The sequence below is a fragment of the Ciceribacter sichuanensis genome (assembly GCF_024055605.1).
Lineage (GTDB): Bacteria > Pseudomonadota > Alphaproteobacteria > Rhizobiales > Rhizobiaceae > Allorhizobium > Allorhizobium sichuanense.
Genome location: NZ_JAMXLX010000004.1, coordinates 185,617 through 203,731, shown reverse-complemented (window position 1 = coordinate 203,731; position 18,115 = coordinate 185,617). Strand labels below are relative to the sequence as shown.

Annotated in this window: 18 protein-coding genes; 8 read left to right on the top strand and 10 right to left on the bottom strand. The window is 63.5% G+C overall.

All coding sequences use genetic code 11. From position 1 onward, the window contains the following. The first annotated feature begins 144 nt into the window (after positions 1-144). Genes NBH21_RS14090 through NBH21_RS14075 form a run of 4 tightly spaced genes read left to right on the top strand, consistent with a single transcriptional unit; the run spans position 145 to position 3,473 of the window. Positions 145-1,050 carry an ABC transporter permease gene (locus NBH21_RS14090; protein WP_250914067.1) on the top strand — a complete coding sequence of 302 codons (906 nt, stop codon included), beginning with the start codon at positions 145-147 and terminating at the stop codon, positions 1,048-1,050. Position 1,051: 1 nt separating this feature from the next. Beyond that, entirely contained in the window at positions 1,052-1,870 is an 819-nt protein-coding gene (locus tag NBH21_RS14085; protein ID WP_250914068.1) for an ABC transporter permease, read from the top strand. Beyond that, complete coding sequence (locus NBH21_RS14080) at positions 1,870-2,616, top strand: aspartate/glutamate racemase family protein (protein ID WP_250914069.1); 747 nt, start codon at positions 1,870-1,872, stop codon at positions 2,614-2,616. Before NBH21_RS14085 ends, NBH21_RS14080 begins: the two co-directional genes overlap by 1 nt. Before the next feature lie 2 nt (positions 2,617-2,618). Next, entirely contained in the window at positions 2,619-3,473 is an 855-nt protein-coding gene (locus tag NBH21_RS14075; RefSeq protein ID WP_250914070.1) for a GNAT family N-acetyltransferase, read from the top strand. A gap of 286 nt (positions 3,474-3,759) precedes the next feature. On the opposite strand, the gene NBH21_RS14070 is transcribed toward NBH21_RS14075, so the two are convergent. Next, entirely contained in the window at positions 3,760-4,755 is a 996-nt protein-coding gene (locus tag NBH21_RS14070) for an aldo/keto reductase (RefSeq protein WP_250914071.1), read from the bottom strand. Between the two features lie 150 nt (positions 4,756-4,905). Here NBH21_RS14070 and NBH21_RS14065 point away from each other — a divergent pair, with 150 nt between their 5' ends. Further along, a complete protein-coding gene (locus NBH21_RS14065; RefSeq protein WP_250914072.1) occupies positions 4,906-5,796 on the top strand; it encodes a LysR family transcriptional regulator in 891 nt (296 codons plus the stop codon). Positions 5,797-5,805: 9 nt separating this feature from the next. Here NBH21_RS14065 and NBH21_RS14060 read toward each other — a convergent pair whose 3' ends face one another. The 7 genes from NBH21_RS14060 to NBH21_RS14030 form a co-directional block, all read right to left on the bottom strand. Further along, positions 5,806-6,252, bottom strand: a complete 447-nt coding sequence (locus NBH21_RS14060; RefSeq protein WP_113447038.1) for a GNAT family N-acetyltransferase — start codon at positions 6,250-6,252, stop codon at positions 5,806-5,808. A 4-nt stretch (positions 6,253-6,256) separates the two neighbouring features. Beyond that, the gene (locus NBH21_RS14055; RefSeq protein WP_250914073.1) at positions 6,257-7,207 is read right to left on the bottom strand and encodes an aldo/keto reductase; all 951 of its coding nucleotides are present in this window, start codon (positions 7,205-7,207) and stop codon (positions 6,257-6,259) included. 148 nt (positions 7,208-7,355) lie between these two features. Next, entirely contained in the window at positions 7,356-8,360 is a 1,005-nt protein-coding gene (locus NBH21_RS14050; protein WP_250914074.1) for a GlxA family transcriptional regulator, read from the bottom strand. Continuing rightward, complete coding sequence (locus tag NBH21_RS14045; RefSeq protein WP_250914075.1) at positions 8,357-8,917, bottom strand: isochorismatase family protein; 561 nt, start codon at positions 8,915-8,917, stop codon at positions 8,357-8,359. The genes NBH21_RS14050 and NBH21_RS14045 overlap by 4 nt, the downstream gene beginning before the upstream one ends. Before the next feature lie 146 nt (positions 8,918-9,063). Next, a complete protein-coding gene (locus tag NBH21_RS14040; protein ID WP_250914076.1) occupies positions 9,064-11,055 on the bottom strand; it encodes a primary-amine oxidase in 1,992 nt (663 codons plus the stop codon). A gap of 60 nt (positions 11,056-11,115) precedes the next feature. Then, positions 11,116-11,286, bottom strand: coding sequence for a hypothetical protein (locus tag NBH21_RS14035; protein ID WP_250914077.1), 171 nt, complete (start codon positions 11,284-11,286; stop codon positions 11,116-11,118). Continuing rightward, positions 11,283-12,725, bottom strand: a complete 1,443-nt coding sequence (locus NBH21_RS14030) for an APC family permease (protein WP_250914078.1) — start codon at positions 12,723-12,725, stop codon at positions 11,283-11,285. Before NBH21_RS14030 ends, NBH21_RS14035 begins: the two co-directional genes overlap by 4 nt. A 121-nt stretch (positions 12,726-12,846) precedes the next feature. Between NBH21_RS14030 and NBH21_RS14025 the strand changes: the two genes are divergently transcribed. After that, positions 12,847-13,860, top strand: a complete 1,014-nt coding sequence (locus tag NBH21_RS14025) for an AraC family transcriptional regulator (RefSeq protein WP_250914079.1) — start codon at positions 12,847-12,849, stop codon at positions 13,858-13,860. A gap of 22 nt (positions 13,861-13,882) precedes the next feature. On the opposite strand, the gene NBH21_RS14020 is transcribed toward NBH21_RS14025, so the two are convergent. Together NBH21_RS14020 and NBH21_RS14015 are read right to left on the bottom strand one after the other, a co-directional pair. Next, a complete protein-coding gene (locus tag NBH21_RS14020) occupies positions 13,883-14,941 on the bottom strand; it encodes a MerR family transcriptional regulator (protein ID WP_250914080.1) in 1,059 nt (352 codons plus the stop codon). 76 nt (positions 14,942-15,017) lie between these two features. Beyond that, entirely contained in the window at positions 15,018-16,043 is a 1,026-nt protein-coding gene (locus tag NBH21_RS14015; protein WP_250914081.1) for a histone deacetylase family protein, read from the bottom strand. Between the two features lie 167 nt (positions 16,044-16,210). On the opposite strand from NBH21_RS14015, the gene NBH21_RS14010 reads away from it, so the two are divergent. Continuing rightward, positions 16,211-16,816 carry a TetR/AcrR family transcriptional regulator gene (locus NBH21_RS14010; protein WP_250914082.1) on the top strand — a complete coding sequence of 202 codons (606 nt, stop codon included), beginning with the start codon at positions 16,211-16,213 and terminating at the stop codon, positions 16,814-16,816. Between the two features lie 43 nt (positions 16,817-16,859). Further along, the gene (locus tag NBH21_RS14005; protein WP_250914083.1) at positions 16,860-18,065 is read left to right on the top strand and encodes an MFS transporter; all 1,206 of its coding nucleotides are present in this window, start codon (positions 16,860-16,862) and stop codon (positions 18,063-18,065) included. Positions 18,066-18,115 lie beyond the last annotated feature (50 nt).

Genomic DNA, 18,115 nt, shown 5'->3' with positions numbered 1-18,115 from the left:
CATCCCGTCACCGGGGTGGTGGATGCAAGGTCACAACACGGTGTCTCCCCCCTTGTGGGGGAGATGGCCGCAGGCCAGAGGGGGTCCAAAGCGGGACCTTCGTTGGGACATGCAGACAATCGAGCCAACACGGAGAGACAGACGATGAACACAGTGCGATTTATCGGCGTCGGCGAGGAAAAGCCGAAACGCGAAATCCGTCTGCCTGCCTGGCTCCCCGCTTATCTGCAGGCCGCGCCGCTGGCGCTGATCCTCGGCTGTTTCCTGCTCCTGCCGATCCTGATGATCGGCATCGTCAGTTTCTGGGATTACGACTTCGCCCAGATGTATCCCGATTTCGTCACCTTCAACTATACCGAAACCCTCGGCTCGTGGGTGACATGGAAGACCTATCTCAACACGCTGAAATTCGCGCTCATCGTCTGGGCGATCACCGTTTTCATCGGTTTCTGGGTCGCCTATTTCCTCGCCTTCCACATCCGCACCACCACCATGCAGATGGTGCTTTTCCTCGTCTGCACCGTGCCGTTCCTGACGTCCAACATCATCCGCATGATCTCGTGGATCCCGGTGCTCGGTCGCAACGGTCTCGTCAACAGCAGCCTAATCGGCACCGGCGTTATCTCTCAACCGATCGAATGGCTGCTCTATTCCGATTTCGCGGTGGTGCTCGCCATGGTGCATCTCTACACGCTGTTCATGGTCACGCCGATCTTCAACACCATGATGCGCATCGACCGCGCTCTGGTGGAGGCCGCGCGCGACGCCGGCGCTTCCGGCCGGCAGATTCTCACCAATGTCATCATTCCCTTGTCCAAGCCCGGCATGGCGATCGGCACGATCTTCGTGGTGACGCTGGTCATGGCCGATTTCTCGACCGTTCAGGTGATGTCCGGCGGCCAGAGCGCCTCGGTGGCGCTGATGATGAAGAACCAGATGTCGCTGCTGCAATATCCGGCCGCCGCCGCCAATGCGGTGATCCTGCTGGTGCTTGTCCTCCTGATGGTCGCCGCCATCCTGCGCGTCGTCGATATCCGCAAGGAACTCTGAGATGAATTCCGAAAAACGCTCCCGCGAATTCTACGTTCTCGCCGCCTTCTTCGTGCTGTTCGTGCTGTTTCTCTACGGACCGCTCTCGGCGATCCTGATTCTGTCCTTCCAGGGCGAAAATGGCGGCCTGACCTTCCCGCTGAACGGGGTATCCGTGCACTGGTTCGGCAACCTGTTCGAACAGCAGGCGGTCGGCGATTTCGGCGGCTCCTTCCGCCGCTCGCTGGCGCTCGGCCTGATGGTCATGGTCGTCACCGTCGTCGTCTCGCTGCTGGCAGGCCTTGCCTTCCGCCGCAAGTTCATTGGCGCCACCGCCCTGTTCTATCTGTCGGTCGCAAGCCTCGTCGTGCCTTCCATCATCATCTCGCTCGGCATCGGCGTGGTCTTCAGTCAGGCCGGACTGCAGCCCGCATGGTATTCGTCGGCCTTCGGCGCGCACCTCACCTGGACGCTGCCGTTCGGCGTGCTGATCATGTTCGCCATCTTCAACCGCTTTTCGCCGTCCTACGAGGAAGCCGCCCGCGACCTCGGCGCCAACGCCTGGCAGACCTTCCGCCATGTGGTCCTGCCGATGATCGCACCGAGCCTGATCGGCGTCGGCCTGTTCGGCTTTACACTGTCCTACGATGAGTTCGCCCGCACGCTGATGACATCCGGCACCTACAACACCCTGCCGCTGGAGATCTACGGCATGACCACCAACGTCACGACGCCGGTGCTCTATGCGCTCGGCACCGTGACCACCGTCTTCTCCTTCCTGGTAATTGCCGGCACGCTCGGCCTGATCGTCGCCATGAACCGTCGCAGGGCACGCGGCTGATGCGCATACTCGTCGTCAATCCCAACACAACCCGCAGCATGACGGCGACGATCGCCGATGCCGCCCATCGCGTGGCAAACCCCGGTACGGAGATCGTCGCCGTCACCTCTTCAATGGGTCCGGTTTCCATCGAGGGCTATTATGACGAGGCCTTCGCCGTCCCCGGCCTGCTGGTCGAGATCGCCCGGGCGGAAAAGGCCGGGGCATCGGCTGCGATCATCGCGTGCTTCGACGATACCGGCCTCGATGCCGCCCGCGCGCTTGCCCATATGCCCGTGATCGGCATCTGCGAGGCAGCACTTGCCGCTACCTCCTTCATCGCCCAGCGTTTCTCGATCGTCACCACCATGGAGCGCTCGCGCCTGCCGCTCGAACATCTGGTCCATCGCTACGGCATGAGCGGCCGCGCCAAGGTGCGCGCCGCCGATATTCCCGTGCTTTCACTGGAAGACCCTCAATCGAACGCACGCGACCGGCTGCGCAACGAGATCGCCGTGGCGCTGCGCGAGGACAAGGCGGAAGCCATTGTGCTCGGTTGCGCCGGCATGGCAGATCTGACGGCCGAACTTAGGCGCGAATTCGGCGTTCCGGTGATCGACGGTGTCGCCGCCGCCGTGAAGCAGGCCGAGGCACTGGTAGCGCTGGGTCTTTCGACTGCCAAGCGCGGCGTCTATGCCTCGCCGATCAACAAGACCTATACCGGCGCGCTCGAAGCCTTCGCCCCGGCTGTAATGGCCGGGATATGAGCATGCCGGCCACCGAGATCCGCCCGCTTTCACCAGCGGAGGTCGCCACGCTGGTCGGCTGGGCCGGTGACGAAGGCTGGAATCCGGGGCTTGCCGATGCGAGTGCTTTCCACGCCGCCGATCCGCAAGGTTTTCTCGGCTGCTTCGTGGATGGCGTGCTTGCCGCGGGCATTTCGGCGGTCGCCTACGGCACGGATTTCGGTTTCATCGGCCTCTACATCTGCCATCCGGATTACCGCGGCAAGGGTTATGGCCGGCAGGTCTGGGATGCCGGAATAGCCCATCTCGAGGGACGGACCATCGGTCTCGACGGCGTTCCCGAACAGCAGGCGAATTATGCCAGCATGGGCTTTGTGCCGACTTACCAGACCTTCCGCTGGAGCGGCCGAGTGACAACGCCATCCCCATCGTCGCCGTCCGCATCGACCATCAAGGTTTGCGCGGCAACACCCGACCTGCTGCCAGCCATCGGAGCCTTCGACAGCCGGTTTTTTCCGGCAGAGCGCAGCGCCTTCCTCACTGAATGGCTTTCCGCTCCCCGCGAAACCTTCGTCGCCACCACCGCCGCAGGCATAGCCGGCTATGCAGTCTTGCGACGCTGCCTTGTCGGCTACAAGCTCGGTCCGCTTTTCGCCGTCGACAACGATGCGGCCGACGCCCTGCTTGATGCCTGCCTGCTACGCATTGGCGCCGAGGAATTGCAGATCGACGTGCCGGAGGCGCAGGAGACCTTTTCCGCCCGTCTCGACCGGCTTGGCTTCACACGCGGCTTCGCCACCCGCCGCATGTATCGCGGACCGGCGCCGGCAGTGGAGCAGTCCGGCGTCTACGGCGTTACAACGCTGGAACTTGGCTAGAGCCACCCCGACTTCAGGGAGCAATCCCGGCAAGGACACGAGCTGTCTTGGATTCCGAAGATATTGGCTTGTGGCTCCCCCCCTGCCCCGCCGGGCATCTCCCCCTCGAGGGGGAGATCGGCAGAACGGCTGACCTCTCTGCCTCCCCAATTTTTTCCCCCACATGTCAAAAGTGTTTTCGCTAGAGAGGGAGCGAGAGGCGGCGACTATCCGATCTCCCCCCTTGAGGGAGAGATGCCCGGCAGGGCAGAGGGGGGTAAACCCAAGAACGTCGCCGCTTCAGATGTCAGAGGTTCGTCATCGCCAGCGAAGCGTCGCTGTAGCGCTTGCCGGCCACCTTGTCGGGCGAGAGCGCCGTTGACAGGCGGGCGAGTTCCTCGGCCGAAAGTGCGATGTCTGCAGCGGCGGCATTTTGCTCCAGATGCGGGATCTTGCGAGCGCCTGGGATCGGCACGATGTGCTTGCCCTGATGCAGCACCCAGGCGAGCGCCAATTGTGCGGCCGTCACGCCCTTCTCTCCGGCCATCGCGGTCAGGAGATCGATCAACGCCTCGTTGGCGGAGAGGTTTTCCGCCTGAAACCGGGGGAGCTGCGAGCGGAAATCATCAGCTCCGATGTCCTCCGGCTTGCGGATCGCTCCCGTCAGCATACCGCGTCCGAGCGGGCTGTAGGGCACGAAACCGATGCCGAGTTCGCGGCAGGTGGCGAGCACACCGTTTTCTTCCGGATCGCGGCTGAACAGCGAATATTCGCTCTGCACGGCGGCGATCGGATGAACGGCGTGGGCGCGACGGATGGTGGCGGCACCCGCCTCGGAAAGTCCAAGGGCGCGGACCTTGCCCTCGGCCACCAGTTCGGCCATCGCGCCAACCGTATCCTCGATCGGTACGGAGGGGTCGACGCGGTGTTGGTAATAGAGATCGATGACATCGGTGCCGAGCCGCTTCAGCGAAGCCTCGGCCACGGCCTTGACATGTTCGGGACCGCTGTCGACGCCAACGATATTCTGACCATGCGGCTTGCTGTCGTCGATCCTGAAGCCGAACTTGGTGGCGATCACCACCCTGTCGCGCACGGCCTTGAGTTCGCGGCCCACGAGGATTTCATTGTCATAGGGGCCATACATTTCTGCGGTGTCGAAGAAGGTAACGCCAAGTTCGACGGCGCGGTGCAGGGTGGCGACGGCCTGCTTTTCGTCGGTTGCGCCATAGGCGTAGCTCATGCCCATGCAGCCGAGGCCGAGGGCGGAAACGGAAAGACTACCGAGCTTGCGGGTTTCCATGAAAGGCTCCTTTGATCGAGCGTTTATCCTTTTGATGTCCGCAAATTGCGGCCGGGAGGCGGTCTGCAGCGGACAAGTGGCAAGGTAGGCCATGATTGCCGCTCTGATAATTGCTGCAAAGCGGCTCACTTTATTCTATCAAATAGAACAATGAACCGGATCCAGCTTTCCCAGCTTGCAGTCTTTGCCGCCGTTGCGGAGCATCGCAGCTTCCGCAAGGCAGCCGACGAGCTGGCGATTGCGCCTTCGGCGGTCAGCCATGCCGTCGCGTCGCTGGAGGCAAGCCTCGGCATCCGGCTTCTGGCGCGCACCACCCGTAGCGTCGCGCCGACCGAGGAGGGCCGGAGGCTGCTCGACAGCCTGGCTCCAGCGCTTCACGATATCGATGGTGCTATCGCGGCCCTTGCCGACAGCCGCGCCGCACCGGCCGGCCTCCTGAAGATCACCATGCCACGTCCGGCAGCCGAATATCTGATCGCGCCGCGTCTTGGCGATTTCCTTGCGCGTTATCCCGATATCACCGTCGAACTTGTAACCGACGACATCTTCGAGGACATCGTCGTGCAGGGATACGATGCCGGAATACGGCTTGGCGAAAGCCTCGAGGCCGACATGATCGCGGTGCGCGCCTGCGGCCCCTTGCGCGGCGCGGTCGTGGCGACGCCGGGCTATTTCGCCGATCATCCGAAGCCCGCCCATCCGCGCGATCTGGCCGATCATCGCTGCATCCGCCGACGCTTTTCCAGCGGCCGCCTCTATCGCTGGGAATTCGAGAACGACGGCCGTCCGCTCACGGTTTCCGTCGATGGCCCGCTGATCCTGCCGGATGACAAGCTCATCCTTTCGGCCTGTCTCGACGGCGCTGGGCTCGCCTATCTGTTCGATGCCCGCATCCACGAGGAGCTTCAAAGCGGGCAGCTGGTCAGGGTGCTGGAAGACTGGTGCCCACCCTTCGAAGGCTTTTACATCTATTATCCATCGCGCCGGCAGATGCGGCCGGCGCTCAGAGCCTTCATCGATTTCTTCCGGCATACGGACTGACAACAGACGTCAGTCGAGTGTCAGCCGATAGCGCACGTGCCCGTCTTCACGGGCGTAGGTGTCATAGAGCTTTCGCGCCTGTTCATTGTCGCGGTCGGTGTGCCAGTAGAGGCGGGACCAGCCCTTCTCCCGCGAAATCCCGATCAGGTCGTCGATCAGCGCCCGGCCAATACCATGGCCGCGAAACCGCTCGTCGAGATAGAGATCTTCCAGATAGCAGTCCGGCGTCTTCACCCAGGTCGAATGATGGTAGTGATGGATGGCGAAGCCGGCGAGTTCCCCGTCTACGACCGCCACCCGCATGGCAACGCGGGACTGCGGATCGAGGATACGGGACCAGGTGCTCGCGACGACATCCTCGCCGAGCGTCACCTTGTAAAAGGCGAGATAGCCGGCCCAGAGGCGGCGCCACGCCGCCTCGTCTTCCGGCCGCACGTCACGGATCTCAAACGACATAGCCTCAGGCACCCGCCGCGGTCAGAAGCGCCATCTGCGCATCGGAAAGCTGCAGCTTGCCGGCCGCGATCATGCTTTCAAGCTGGCGCAGGCTGGTGGCGCTGGCGATCGGCGCGGTGATGCCCGGGCGCGCGGCAACCCATGCGATCGCGATCGCGGCAGGCGTCGCCCCCGTTTCCTTCGCCACCTGATCGAGCGCGGCCAGAATGCGGAAACCCTTGTCGTTCAGGTAATCGTTGACGCGGTAGCCGCGGGCCGCACCCTCGGTATCCTTGGCTTCGCGATACTTGCCCGTGAGGAAGCCGGCGGCCAGCGCGTAGTAGCTGATGACGCCGATATCCTCTGCGATGCAGAGATCGCCCAGCGCACCCTCGAACTTGTCACGGGTGTAGAGATTGTATTCCGGCTGGATCACGTCGTAGCGCGGCAGGTTGTTCGCCTTGGACACCTCGAAGGATGCGGCAAGCTGACCGGCATCGAAGTTGGAGCAGCCGATGGCGCGCACCTTGCCCTGCTCCTTCAGCCTGGAGAAGGCGCCGAGCGTTTCCTCATGGGGTACGCCCGTATCCGGGGCGTGGGAGAGATAAAGGTCGATGTAATCGGTCTGCAGCCGGCAGAGCGAAGCCTCCACGGCTTCCGCGATCCACTTGGCGCTGAGCCCCGTCTTGCGTCCCCTGTTGTCGAAGCCGACCTTGGTAACGATCACCGCCTTGTCGCGGGCAACATGGCCGCGCTTCAGCCAGTTGCCGATCACGATTTCGCTTTCGCCGCCTTCATGGCCGTCCACCCAGGCGGAATAGACATCGGCCGTGTCGATGGCGTTGTAGCCAGCATCGAAAAAGGCGTCGAGCAGGTCGAAGGAGGTCTTCTCGTCTGCCGTCCAGCCGAACACGTTGCCGCCGAAAACGACCGGGGAGATCGAAAGGCCGGTACGGCCGAGTGCGCGCATCTGCATGAAATAACTCCGGAATCTTGAAAACGACCATGAAGGTCAGGCAGGTATTGCGCAAGGTTAGCAACCGGAGAGACGATCCACCATTCAATTTCTGTGATCCGACATTCGCGACGGCGGGCGAAAGCCTCTCCGTCCAAAAAAGCTGTCTTCACCCTTCCCCGTATCTCTCCCTGCGATACTGGCTCGGCGGCAGGGGCTGATGTTCGGCCCAGACGCGACGCAGATGGCGGGTCGAGGAGAAGCCTGCGCGTTCCGCAACGCTTTCCATATCGAGACGGGTCTGGGAAAGGAGATCGCGGGCGAGCGCCACCCGCATGGTGTTGACGTATTCCGTCACCGACAGGCCGGCATGTTCGCGAAAAAGCCGTGTCAGATGGCGTTCGCTGAGCGCGCCGAGACGCGCGAGATCGCCAAGGCTCCAGTCCCGCGCCGGCTCCTGCATCACCGCATCCTGAATGCGATGAATGGCCGGATGAATGTGGTTGCGGCCGGAGAGCCAGGGCGACAATTGCGGATCCGACCCGCTCCGCCTCAGATAGATCACCATGCGACGGGCGGCGGCGAGTGCAACTCGCGCCGAAGTGAGCCGCGCCACCACATGCAGCATGAGATCGATGCCGGTGGAAATGCCGGCGCTGGAAAAACGGTTGCCGTCCTCGACATAGAGGCGGTTCTCCAGCACGTTCGCGCTCGGCGCAAGCGCCTGAAGCTCCTCGATGCAATCCGAATGGGTGGTGCATTGCCGGCTATCCATCAGCCCGGCAGCACCTGCGAGCAATGCGCCGGAACACACCGTCACCAGCCGCGTATCGTCCGTGACGACCCCACGCAGCCAGTCTCTCAGGCGCTGAAGCTCTGGATCGCTGCGCAATTCCGCGAGCCCGACCGAAAGGCTGCCGGAGATGACCAGCATCGCCCCCGGCGGCAATCGCTCCGGCAAGGGTTCGAGGCCGTCGATCTTCAACCCGATCGAGGTCGTCTGGCTCGGCCTGTCGGAAATGTAGTGGCAGTCGAAATGCAGATCGCTCTGCTCGAGATTGGCATAGCGCAGCACTTCAAGCGGCCCGGCGATGTCGATCAGCAGCGCCTCCGGCGGCACAAGCGTGAACACCGGAACGGTCTGCGTTTCTCCCGCCGGGCCGCTTTTCGTCATGCGGCGAGCGCCTTCTTGCCGAGCGCTTCCTCGACAGTTGCGATGCGGGCGAAACGGCCTGAAAGCACCAGTTCGGTGCGCTTGCGGATTGCATCGGCATCGAAAGTCTCGCCCGAGGCATGGGTCATGGGGAAGGTCAGAGTCGCCTCGGAAACGAAATCGACGTCCCAGCCGAGATCGGAGGCATGCCGCGTGGTCGTCTCACAGCATTGCTCGGTGCGGATGCCGGATACGATCAGCCGGCGAATGCCGTTTTCCACCAGCCAGACATCGAGGCCGGAACCGACCAGCGCCGAATGCCTGTGCTTGTGGAAGGTGACGTCGGGTTCGAGCCGCAGTTCGGCAAGCGTGCGCACGAAGCCGCTTTCGAGCGTAAAGGGTTCATCGGCGTCGACATGGAAGATACGCACGATCGGAATGCCGGCGGCGCGGGCGCCGTCGATCAGCGCCTGCTGGCGCTCAAAGTAGGTCGCGGCCTTCGCCTGATCCCAGTAAGGCCGCTGACGGAAGGATTCCTGCGCGTCGATGACAATCAATGCGGTGTTGATATCGGACATTTCTCGTTCTCCATGGGTTCAAGGATAGCCGAGAATATCCCTTGCAACATAGGGAAAAAGCACCGTACTGGACGAATGGCGGACATATCCGGCCAAAATATTCGGCTCCGGGATCGACGTCCCGAAGCCGTTTTTTCATGACGCCGTCAGTGGCAGCAGCCGCTCTTCGTTTCCGTTGTCGAGCAGCAGCCGGCGTCGCGATTATCCCGACTGTGGGCGTTCTTCTCCGGCGGCAGGTCCATGGCGATATTCGAGGCGAAGAAGCCGTTCGGCTTCAGGGTAAAGCCCGCATATTCCACCGGCATGATCGGAAAGTCTTCCGGCTTACAGACATGGGTGTGGCCGAAGGAATGCCAGACGACCAGATCGGCGTTCTCGATCGGACGGTTGGCCGTCACGTATTTCGGCAGTCCGTCGCCGCCGGCATGGACGTTCGGATAATCGCCGCTTGCGTATTTCTCCGCCGGGTCGAAGGCCGTCACCCAGATGTGCTTCCTGGCGAAGCCGCCACGGCTTGCGACCGTCGATCCCTCCTGCGCCAGCATCAACGGCGAGGGCATGGCGACCAGCTTGTAGCCCGGTGCCTTGCCGACGCTGTTTTCGACATTGGGATTCTGGATCTTCCAGTAGCGTCCGGTCTCGCCCTTGGCGATGGAGGGCGAATCGAGTTCCCGCTTCAGCACCCGGCTCTTCGTATCGAAGACGTTGCCGTAAGGGTTGTCGTCGCCCCAGGGGCGCGGCACGAATTCGTGCTCCGTCACCGTGTTGCCGCCGCCGTCGACATCCATGTGCAGGCGGGCGTTGAAGAAATGCTGGTGGGTCGGACCGCCGAGATTGTCGTCGACCATGCCGCCCCAGGGATAGGCCTCGCCGGTCGCGATCGCCTTGGTCTGGATGATGCCCGTGAGCTTGGCCTCGAGCTGGATCGTTCCGTCCTGATAGAGATACCAGTAGAAGCCGTAGTCGTAATTGCCGACGGTGGCGAAGAAGGAAATCACCAGACGCCGCGAACGGCGCACCTCGTGGATGCCGTTCCTGAATTCGTTGTGCTTCCATAGGATACCGAAATCCTCCTCGTGCATGCAGATAGCGTTCTTCATGACGAAGGGCTGGCCGAGGTCGTCGGCGGCCGGCACGTCGAAATAATGGATGAGACCGAGGCAGTCGCAGCCGAGTTCGAGGCAGTTCGCCAGCCGGCCGAGACCGTATTCGCCGGCGTCGAAGGCGCTCTTCCAGTAGTGGTTCGCGGTCGGATCGGCATAGGGCACCACCATTTCGGTGACGCTGGCGCGGAAAATCACCGGGCGATGCCTGTCCTTGTCCTTGATGCCGAGTTCGTGCAGCACCAGCCCCTCGCGCGGGGTGAAGCCGAGGCGGAAACTCCAGCCCTGCCACTCGACCTTCCATCCGTCGACGGTGAAACTCGGCCCTTCCGGCTGCACGATATGCAGAGGCTTCAGGTCCTTGCGGGTTTCCGGAAAGGTCTCGCGGCCGTAATTGCGCTTCTTCTTCGGAACCGGCACCACCTTCTCGTCGTCGACAAGGTCGACCACCCGGTTCTCGATCAGGTCGACCACGGCCACAACGCCTTCGATCGGATGGGCATAACCGTTGTCGCGGATATCCTCCCGCCAGTAGGAAACGGCACGCACGATGCGCCGGCCCTTTTCGAAATCGCGACCGAAATAGCCTGATGAGAACGGGTCGATCTGGACGAGGGGAATATCCTCGTCGGTAATGCCGCGCTTCTTGACAGCAGCGATCCAGCGGGGATCGGACTTGACGGTTCCTTCCACGGTCTCGAATTCGCAGAGCATGACCGGCGGCTGGCCGTAGGGCGCCTCGTCGAGCGGCAGGCGCTTGAAGTCCGCAACCTTGCCGTCAGTGAGGTTGATGATGGCCTCGAAGGTCTGACCGTCGGCGATATCCATGGTCAGGATGAATGCGAGGCGTGGCAGCTCGCCCCCGGCACGCCAGGTGGCGACCGCCGCCTTGTCCGGCTCCTCCAGCCGGACGATCGGAAAGCGGAAGGTTTCAGCCAGCGCCCGATCGTCCCTGAGGATCGCCACGGCGGCGGCGATTTCCTTGAGGCTCAGGGGATCGAGCGGATGGGTTTTGACTGTGACGATGGCGTCCATGAGTTCTTGCCTTTCGGAGGGAGGAAGCAGCGCGCGTCAGGCGCGCGCCGCATTGGCGGCTCAGGAGCGGCCGGCGCAGATTTCCGTTTCCGCGGCACGGTCGCCATGGATGCAGAAGATCGAGCAGAAGGCGTGGGCCTCGGCGGCTACCACCAGGGTTGCGGCAGTCAGCGCGGCGAAGGCGAAAGCGAGCAGCCGGTCGGCCGGATTGAAATGCTGGAGCGCGGTCATTCGAATACCTTTCCAAGGGATGCATAGTGTTCGGGGCGGGCCTTGCTGATCCAGACGGCGAAGGCAGCGCCGGCGAGACCGACCGCGACCATGGCGTAAGGGAAGCTCGCGACGATCGGGCTTTCGCTGCCGGAGAGAAGAGAGAGGTTGGACGTGACAAGCAGCAACGAGCCGAGGAGCCCGATCAGCGCTACTGCCGGAGCAACCATTGTGGTCCAGACGCCGTAGCCGGTGGCGTTGCGGCGGAAGAACAGGATGATGGCGACCGAGACGAGCGCCTGCACCGCGAGGATGCCGATAACGGCAAGGGCCGACATCCAGGAGAAGACAACAGCATACGGGTCGGCGCCGGCCAGGATGAAGAGCAGCAGGATGGCGGCTGCCACCGCGCTCTGCACGAGGCCCGCGACATGGGGAGAGCCGTGTTTTTCATGCACCTTTCCGAGTGCACGCAGCGCCAGACCTTCCCGGCCGAGCGCAAAGAAATAGCGGTTCAGCGTGTTGTGGAAGGAAAGCACGCAGGCGAACAGGCTGGTGATCAGCAGCACGTTCATGATCTGGCTGGCCCAGGCGCCGAGGACTGCGTCGGAAGCGGCGAAGTAGAAGGTTTCAAGGCCTGCAGCCGCGGTTTCCTGCACTTTGGTCGGACCGTAGAACTGGACGATGGCCCAGGTGGAGAAGGCGTAGAAAAGGGTGATCAGCAGCACGGCGACATAAGTTGCGCGCGGAATGGTCTTTTCCGGATTTTCGGCCTCTTCGCCGAAGATCGCGGTCGCCTCGAAGCCGATGAAGGAACCGACGACGAAGACCAGCGCCACACCGAGACCCGGCGAAAACACGGTCGCCGGAGCAAAGGAAGTGAAGCCGATGCCTTCCGGCCCGCCGCCGGCAAACAGGATACCGAGGTCGAGCAGCAACAGGATGGCGATCTCGGCGATCATGCACACCCCGAGGATCGCACCGGAAAAGGCGATGTTGCGCTGGCCGCAGACCATCACCACCAGCAGGGCCACATAGGCCCAGACCCACCAGGGCAGATCCAGACCGAGCGGCGCGATGGCGCCGGCCATGAAGACGCCGAACAGCGCATAGACGGCGATCTGCACGGCGCTGTAGGTGACGAGCGCCATCAGCGCCCCGCCGACACCGGCCGGCTTGCCGATGCCCTGGGTGATGTAGGTGTAGAAGGCGCCCGCGCCGCCGACGTGCCGGCCCATTGCCGTGAAGCCGACGGAGAAGACAAGGTAGAGCAGCCCGGCGAGCACGAAGGCGCCGGGCACGCCGGCACCGTTGCCGAAGGCGAAGGCGGCGGGCGAAGCGCCGACGACCGCTGTCAGCGGAGCGGCGGCGGCAACGACGAAAAAGACGATATGGGCGAGGCCGACCGAGTTCTTCGCGAGGCGCTCGGCGGGTATGGGCATACTTGCTTCCAAAGTCATGGGAACCCCTCTTGTGCTTGATTTTGGTCAAGAGGGTACGTGCGACAATCTGGCCCCGAAATTGCAGTTTGTGCCAATGATTCGATAAATTGCGCCACATGGCCGGCTGGAGACGCATAAAATGGCATCTGCACCGCAAATGATCAGTCGCATGCCCGCGATCGCTTCAATTCGTGCCTCGGTTCTGGAGCCGCTGGTGCAACAAATCGACCGGCGATCCGGAAAAACCGATGTCCTGCTGGCCACCCACGGCATTCTCCGCTCCCAGCTGGAGGATCCCTATGCCATGGTGCCGATCGCCCGTTATGTCGCGCTTTTCGAGGATGCGGCGCTCATCACCGGCGAAAGCACGCTCGGCGCCCGGATGGGAACGATGTTCAAGCCGAGCGATATCGGTCCGATCGGCGTGCTGTTCTCGATCTCGCCCACCATCCGCAGCGGCTTCCAGCGTATGGCCAAGTATGTGAACACGGTGCAGGGGGCCACCAGTTCAGGCGTGTTAGAGGAGGACGGAAACCTGGTCTGGAGCTACCGTCTGGAGGACCCGAGGATGTGGCCGCGGCGGCAGGATAGCGAATTCACGCTCGCCGCCTCCTGCCAGCTCGTGCGCTCCTGTTTCAGCAAGGGCTGGAAGCCGATGGAGATCCATTTCGAACATGCAGCCCCCCGCGACCGCTCGACGCTCGAGCGCATCTTCCGTGCGCCGATCCGCTTCGGCCAGTCCGGCAACCGCATCATCGTTTCGGCGGAGGACGCCAACCGCTTCTACCGTCAGGAGGATGCCGGCCTTGCAGCCGTGCTGGAGCGCCATGTGGCCGATCTCGCCGGCAGCGAAGTGCCGACCGACCGGATGACGGAGAAGGTGCGTGCGCTGATCGGCATCCATATCGGCCACAAGCCGATCACCCTGCCCGCCATCGCCGGCGACCTGAAGATCTCCGTCAGGACGCTGCAACGACGGCTCTCCGAGGAAGGCACGTCGCTGCGCGAACTGGTGCGCGACTACCGCCAGACGCTCGCCGCCCTGCAGGTGCGCGCGCATGTGCAGAAGTCGCGCATGGCCGAGGCACTCGGTTATGCGGATTCGACCGTTCTCTGGAGAGCCCGGAAAGGATGGACGGAAAACGCCTCCTGAAACATCCGCCGCGAACTCGCGGTTATCCCGCGGCGCCAGTCACCGATGCACCCGGCTGCGATGCCCCGGGCATCCATGCGATCATTCCTTCTGTCCGGGCGCGCACCTCCGGCGGCGCAAGGCAGGTTGCCAGGGCTTCATAGCCCGGCGCGCCCGGACGCGGCACGACCTGCATCGGCAGGCTGTGATTGGCCGGGCAGAAGATCACGGTTTCCGATGGGGTGATCGTCGCCAGATCCAGAATGACATTTGAGCGCGTCAGCAGGAAGAGCGGCGGCGCATCCGCCGTTCTCCGCCGGAGAAGGCCGCGCAAGGCAAGCTGTGATCGTCGATCGAGGTCCTGCTCGACCATATCGATGACGACAGCTCCCGGTTCCCTGTCCTCAAGCGCGGCCACAAGGGCCACGTGCGCCGCTGTTTGCGGCACCCCCTCCGCGGCAAGATTTTCGAGCACGGCATCGACCCGCCGGCGAAGCCCGCCGTCCGCATCCATGCGCGCCTCTGCGCATCCACCCGCCGCCCTGTCGAGGCCGACGAATTTCGCTCCATCGAGGCCTTTCGCAATGGCATGGGCAAGCCGCGTCTTGCCGCTGCCGAGCGGGCCGACCACGTAGTTGATGGCCCTGATGTCGAACAGGTCGAAGCGCTCGCCGTTCCACGGCCAGGGGAGATCGACGGAAAGCCACGGCGGCGCCGTCGACGGCATATCGTTCAACTCCGCAAGCGAGGGGATGCGACCATGCGCCAGTTCCGACCGAGCGTAATGAACTCGGGCCACCGTTGCGGCAAGGGTACTTGCCTGCTTCTCCAATGCGGTCTGTCGGGCGGCCAACACGCGGTCGAGCACGTCGCCGTCGCCGTTGAGGATCGTTGCGGCTTCCGCAAGGCTGACACCCAGCGATCGCAGTGCTACGACCGCGCCCGCGCGCTTCATCTCTTCCGGCCCATAGGTTCGCCATCCCGCGGCCGTCCGATCCGGCGTGATGAGGCCATGGCGTTCGTAAAGGCGCAAGGCCTTGGGGGAAATGCCGAGGCGGCGCGCGGCCTCGGCGGAATTCAGAAAGGAAGCATGGGAGCGCACGAATCATCTCCTTCGGGGTTGACCGCCTCCTTATCCGGCCTGTCCTAGGGGCAGGGTCAAGCCGGTCATTCCCTCGCTAGCCTTCCAACCCCTTCAGCACGTTGGCGACGTTGAGGCCGATTTCCGGCACGCCGTAGCCGCCTTCCATCACGGTGAGCACCGGCAGACCGGTTGCAGCCACCATCTGGCCCATGCGGATATAGTCCGGCGTGGTCAGCTTGAAGAAGCTGATCGGGTCCTTCTCGAAGGTATCGACCCCGAGCGACAGCACGATGGCCTCGGCACCATAGGCCTCGATCCGCTTCAGCGCATCGGCAAGGGCTTCCGACCACACGTCGAAGGGCGTGCCGGCCGGCATCGGATAGTTGGCGTTCAGCCCCTCGCCCGCGCCTTCGCCGGTTTCGTCGGCATAACCGAGGAAATAGGGGAAGGCATCGGCCGGATCGCCATGCAGGGAGGCGAAGAAGATGTCGCCGCGATGATAGGTGATATCCTGCGTGCCGTTGCCGTGGTGGAAGTCGACATCGAGGATGGCCACCTTCTTCGCGCCATGGTCCAAGAGGCGCTGGGCGGCAACGGCGGCATTGTTGATGAAGCAGTAGCCGCCGAAGAGATCGATGCCGGCGTGATGGCCCGGCGGGCGGCAGAGCGAGAAAGCGAAGCGATTGCCCTCCTTCAGCCAATCGGCGCCCGAAAGCGCGACGTTCATCGACGACAGCGCCGCCTCATAGGTGCCCTTGGAGATCGAGGTCTCGACGGAATTGGCATAATAGCCGACGGCGCCGTCGATATTGCGCGGCGCGCGGTTACGGCTGCGGCGATAGGCATAAGCCGTCGGGATCGCCTCTCCGGGATAACCCGCCTCGGTCCAGCGGTCCCAGCAGGTGCGCAGGAATTCGAGGAAGTTCTCGTCATGCACCTTTCTCGCGGTATCGAGACCATATTCCGCCGGGGCGACCACGTCGGAAAAACCCGCTTCCTTCACCGCCGCCAATATCCATTCTGCCCGGAACGGCCCCTCGAAAGGCTTCACCAGCAGGCCGCCGTGCAGCTCCGTCTTGGCATCCCTAAGCTTATGTTTTTCGGAATAGAAAACCCGCATTTCGTTCCCTCTGTTTTCACGGTCGGCGGAAGCTAGCGCTGCCCGTCGCGGCAGGCAAGCGAAGAGAGACGTGCAATCCCGCCTACCCGCACCGGACTTGACGGCTGGCAATTCCATCGCTATTTGGAAACGATCATTTCCAAATAGCCCAAAGATACGGTTCGATCATGTCCGCCACCAGTCACCGCACCGCCGGCCGTCCCCGGGAGTTCGACATCGACGCAGCGCTCGACGCGGCCATCGTCGTCTTCACCGAACGCGGCTATCACGGCACCTCGATTGCCGATCTGAAAGCCGCCATGGGCCTGACGGCCGGCAGCATCTACAAGGCTTTCCAGGACAAGAAGTCGATCTTCCTTGCGGCTTTCGATCGCTACAAGCAGGTGCGCAATGCCCTGCTCGAAGCCGAACTCGCACCGCTCACGACCGGCCGCGACAAGGTGCGCGGCATGCTGCGTTTCTATGCTGCGGCCGCCTGCGGCGAGACCGGACGCCGCGGTTGCCTTGCCATCGGCGCTGCCGTGGAACTGACGCTTTTCGACGCCGATGTCGATGGACGGGTCGCCCTCTCGCAGGCCCGCACGCTGGAGCAGATCCGCGGCTTCATCCGCGACGGACAGGCGGACGGCTCGATCTCGTCCGATGTCGACGTCGATACGGCCGCGCTCGCCGTCATGGCCTTTCTCCAGGGCATCCGCATCGTCGGCAAGACCAGCCCGAAGCCGGCGGCCACCCACGCCGCCGCTGATGCGCTCCTCAGAATTCTCGATTGACCCTCTCCCCTCCCCCAAAGGACCGACCCCCAAGGAATTCCCGATGACCAGCATATCCGCCAGCCCAACCAAAGCCTCCGGCATCTCGGCCGGAATGACCTTCGTCATGGCTGCCGCCTGCGGCCTGATCGCCGCCAACCTCTATTATGCGCAGCCGCTCGCCGGCCCGATTGCCGATGCCATCGGCCTGCCGGTGCATGCCACCGGCCTGATCGTGACACTGACGCAGATCGGTTACGGGCTCGGCCTGCTCTTCCTCGTGCCGCTGGGTGACCTTGTCGAAAACCGCCGGCTGATCCTCACCATGATCGGCGTCGTCACACTTTCGCTGATCGCGGCCGGTCTTTCCTCCACGCCCGGCCCCTTCCTCGCGGCATCGCTTGCCATCGGCCTCGGCTCGGTCGCGGTTCAGATGATCGTGCCGTTCGCCGCCAATCTGGCACCGGATTATGCCCGAGGCCGGGTGGTCGGCAATGTCATGAGCGGCCTGATGGTCGGCATCATGATGGCGCGGCCGGTCGCGAGCTTCCTCGCCCGCTTCACCTCCTGGCACGCGGTGTTCTTCCTCTCGGCCGGCGTCATGGTGGCGCTCGCCGCCGTGCTCGCCACGCGTCTGCCGGAGCGCCGTCCGACGACCCAGCTCGGCTATCTCGGCCTGCTTCGCTCGATGGGCCGCCAGCTTGCCACGCAGAAGGTGCTGCAGCGCCGTGCCGCCTATCAGGCCTTTCAGTTCGCCGCCTTCAGCCTGTTCTGGACGGTCACGCCGCTCTATCTCGCCGGCCCCGCCTTCAATCTCAGCCAGGCGGGCATCGCCCTCTTTGCGCTGGCCGGCGTTGCAGGTGCCATCGCCTCGCCGATGGCCGGGAGGCTGGCCGACAGGGGTCTCGGCAAGCCCGCAACCGCGCTCGGCATCGCCAGCGTCGCGGCAGGCTACCTCGTCACCCATGTCGCGCCCGAAGGCAGCACGCTCGCACTTGCGCTGCTGACGCTCGCCGCCATCCTCGTCGATTTCGGGGTGAGCATGACGCTCGTAACAGGCCAGCGCGCCATCTACGAACTCGGCGCGGAACTGCGCAGCCGACTGAACGGCCTGTTCATGGCGATCTTCTTCACCGGCGGCGCCGTCGGCTCGGCCGTCGGCGCATGGGCCTATGCGGAAGGCGGATGGTCGCTTGCCTCGATGATCGGCCTTGCCCTTCCGGTTATCGCCTTCCTCTATTTCCTGACGGAAAAGCGCGCGACCGCCTGACAGGATTTGATCGCAGGCGGACAGGATCGCGTTCGGGGACGCCCTCGAAC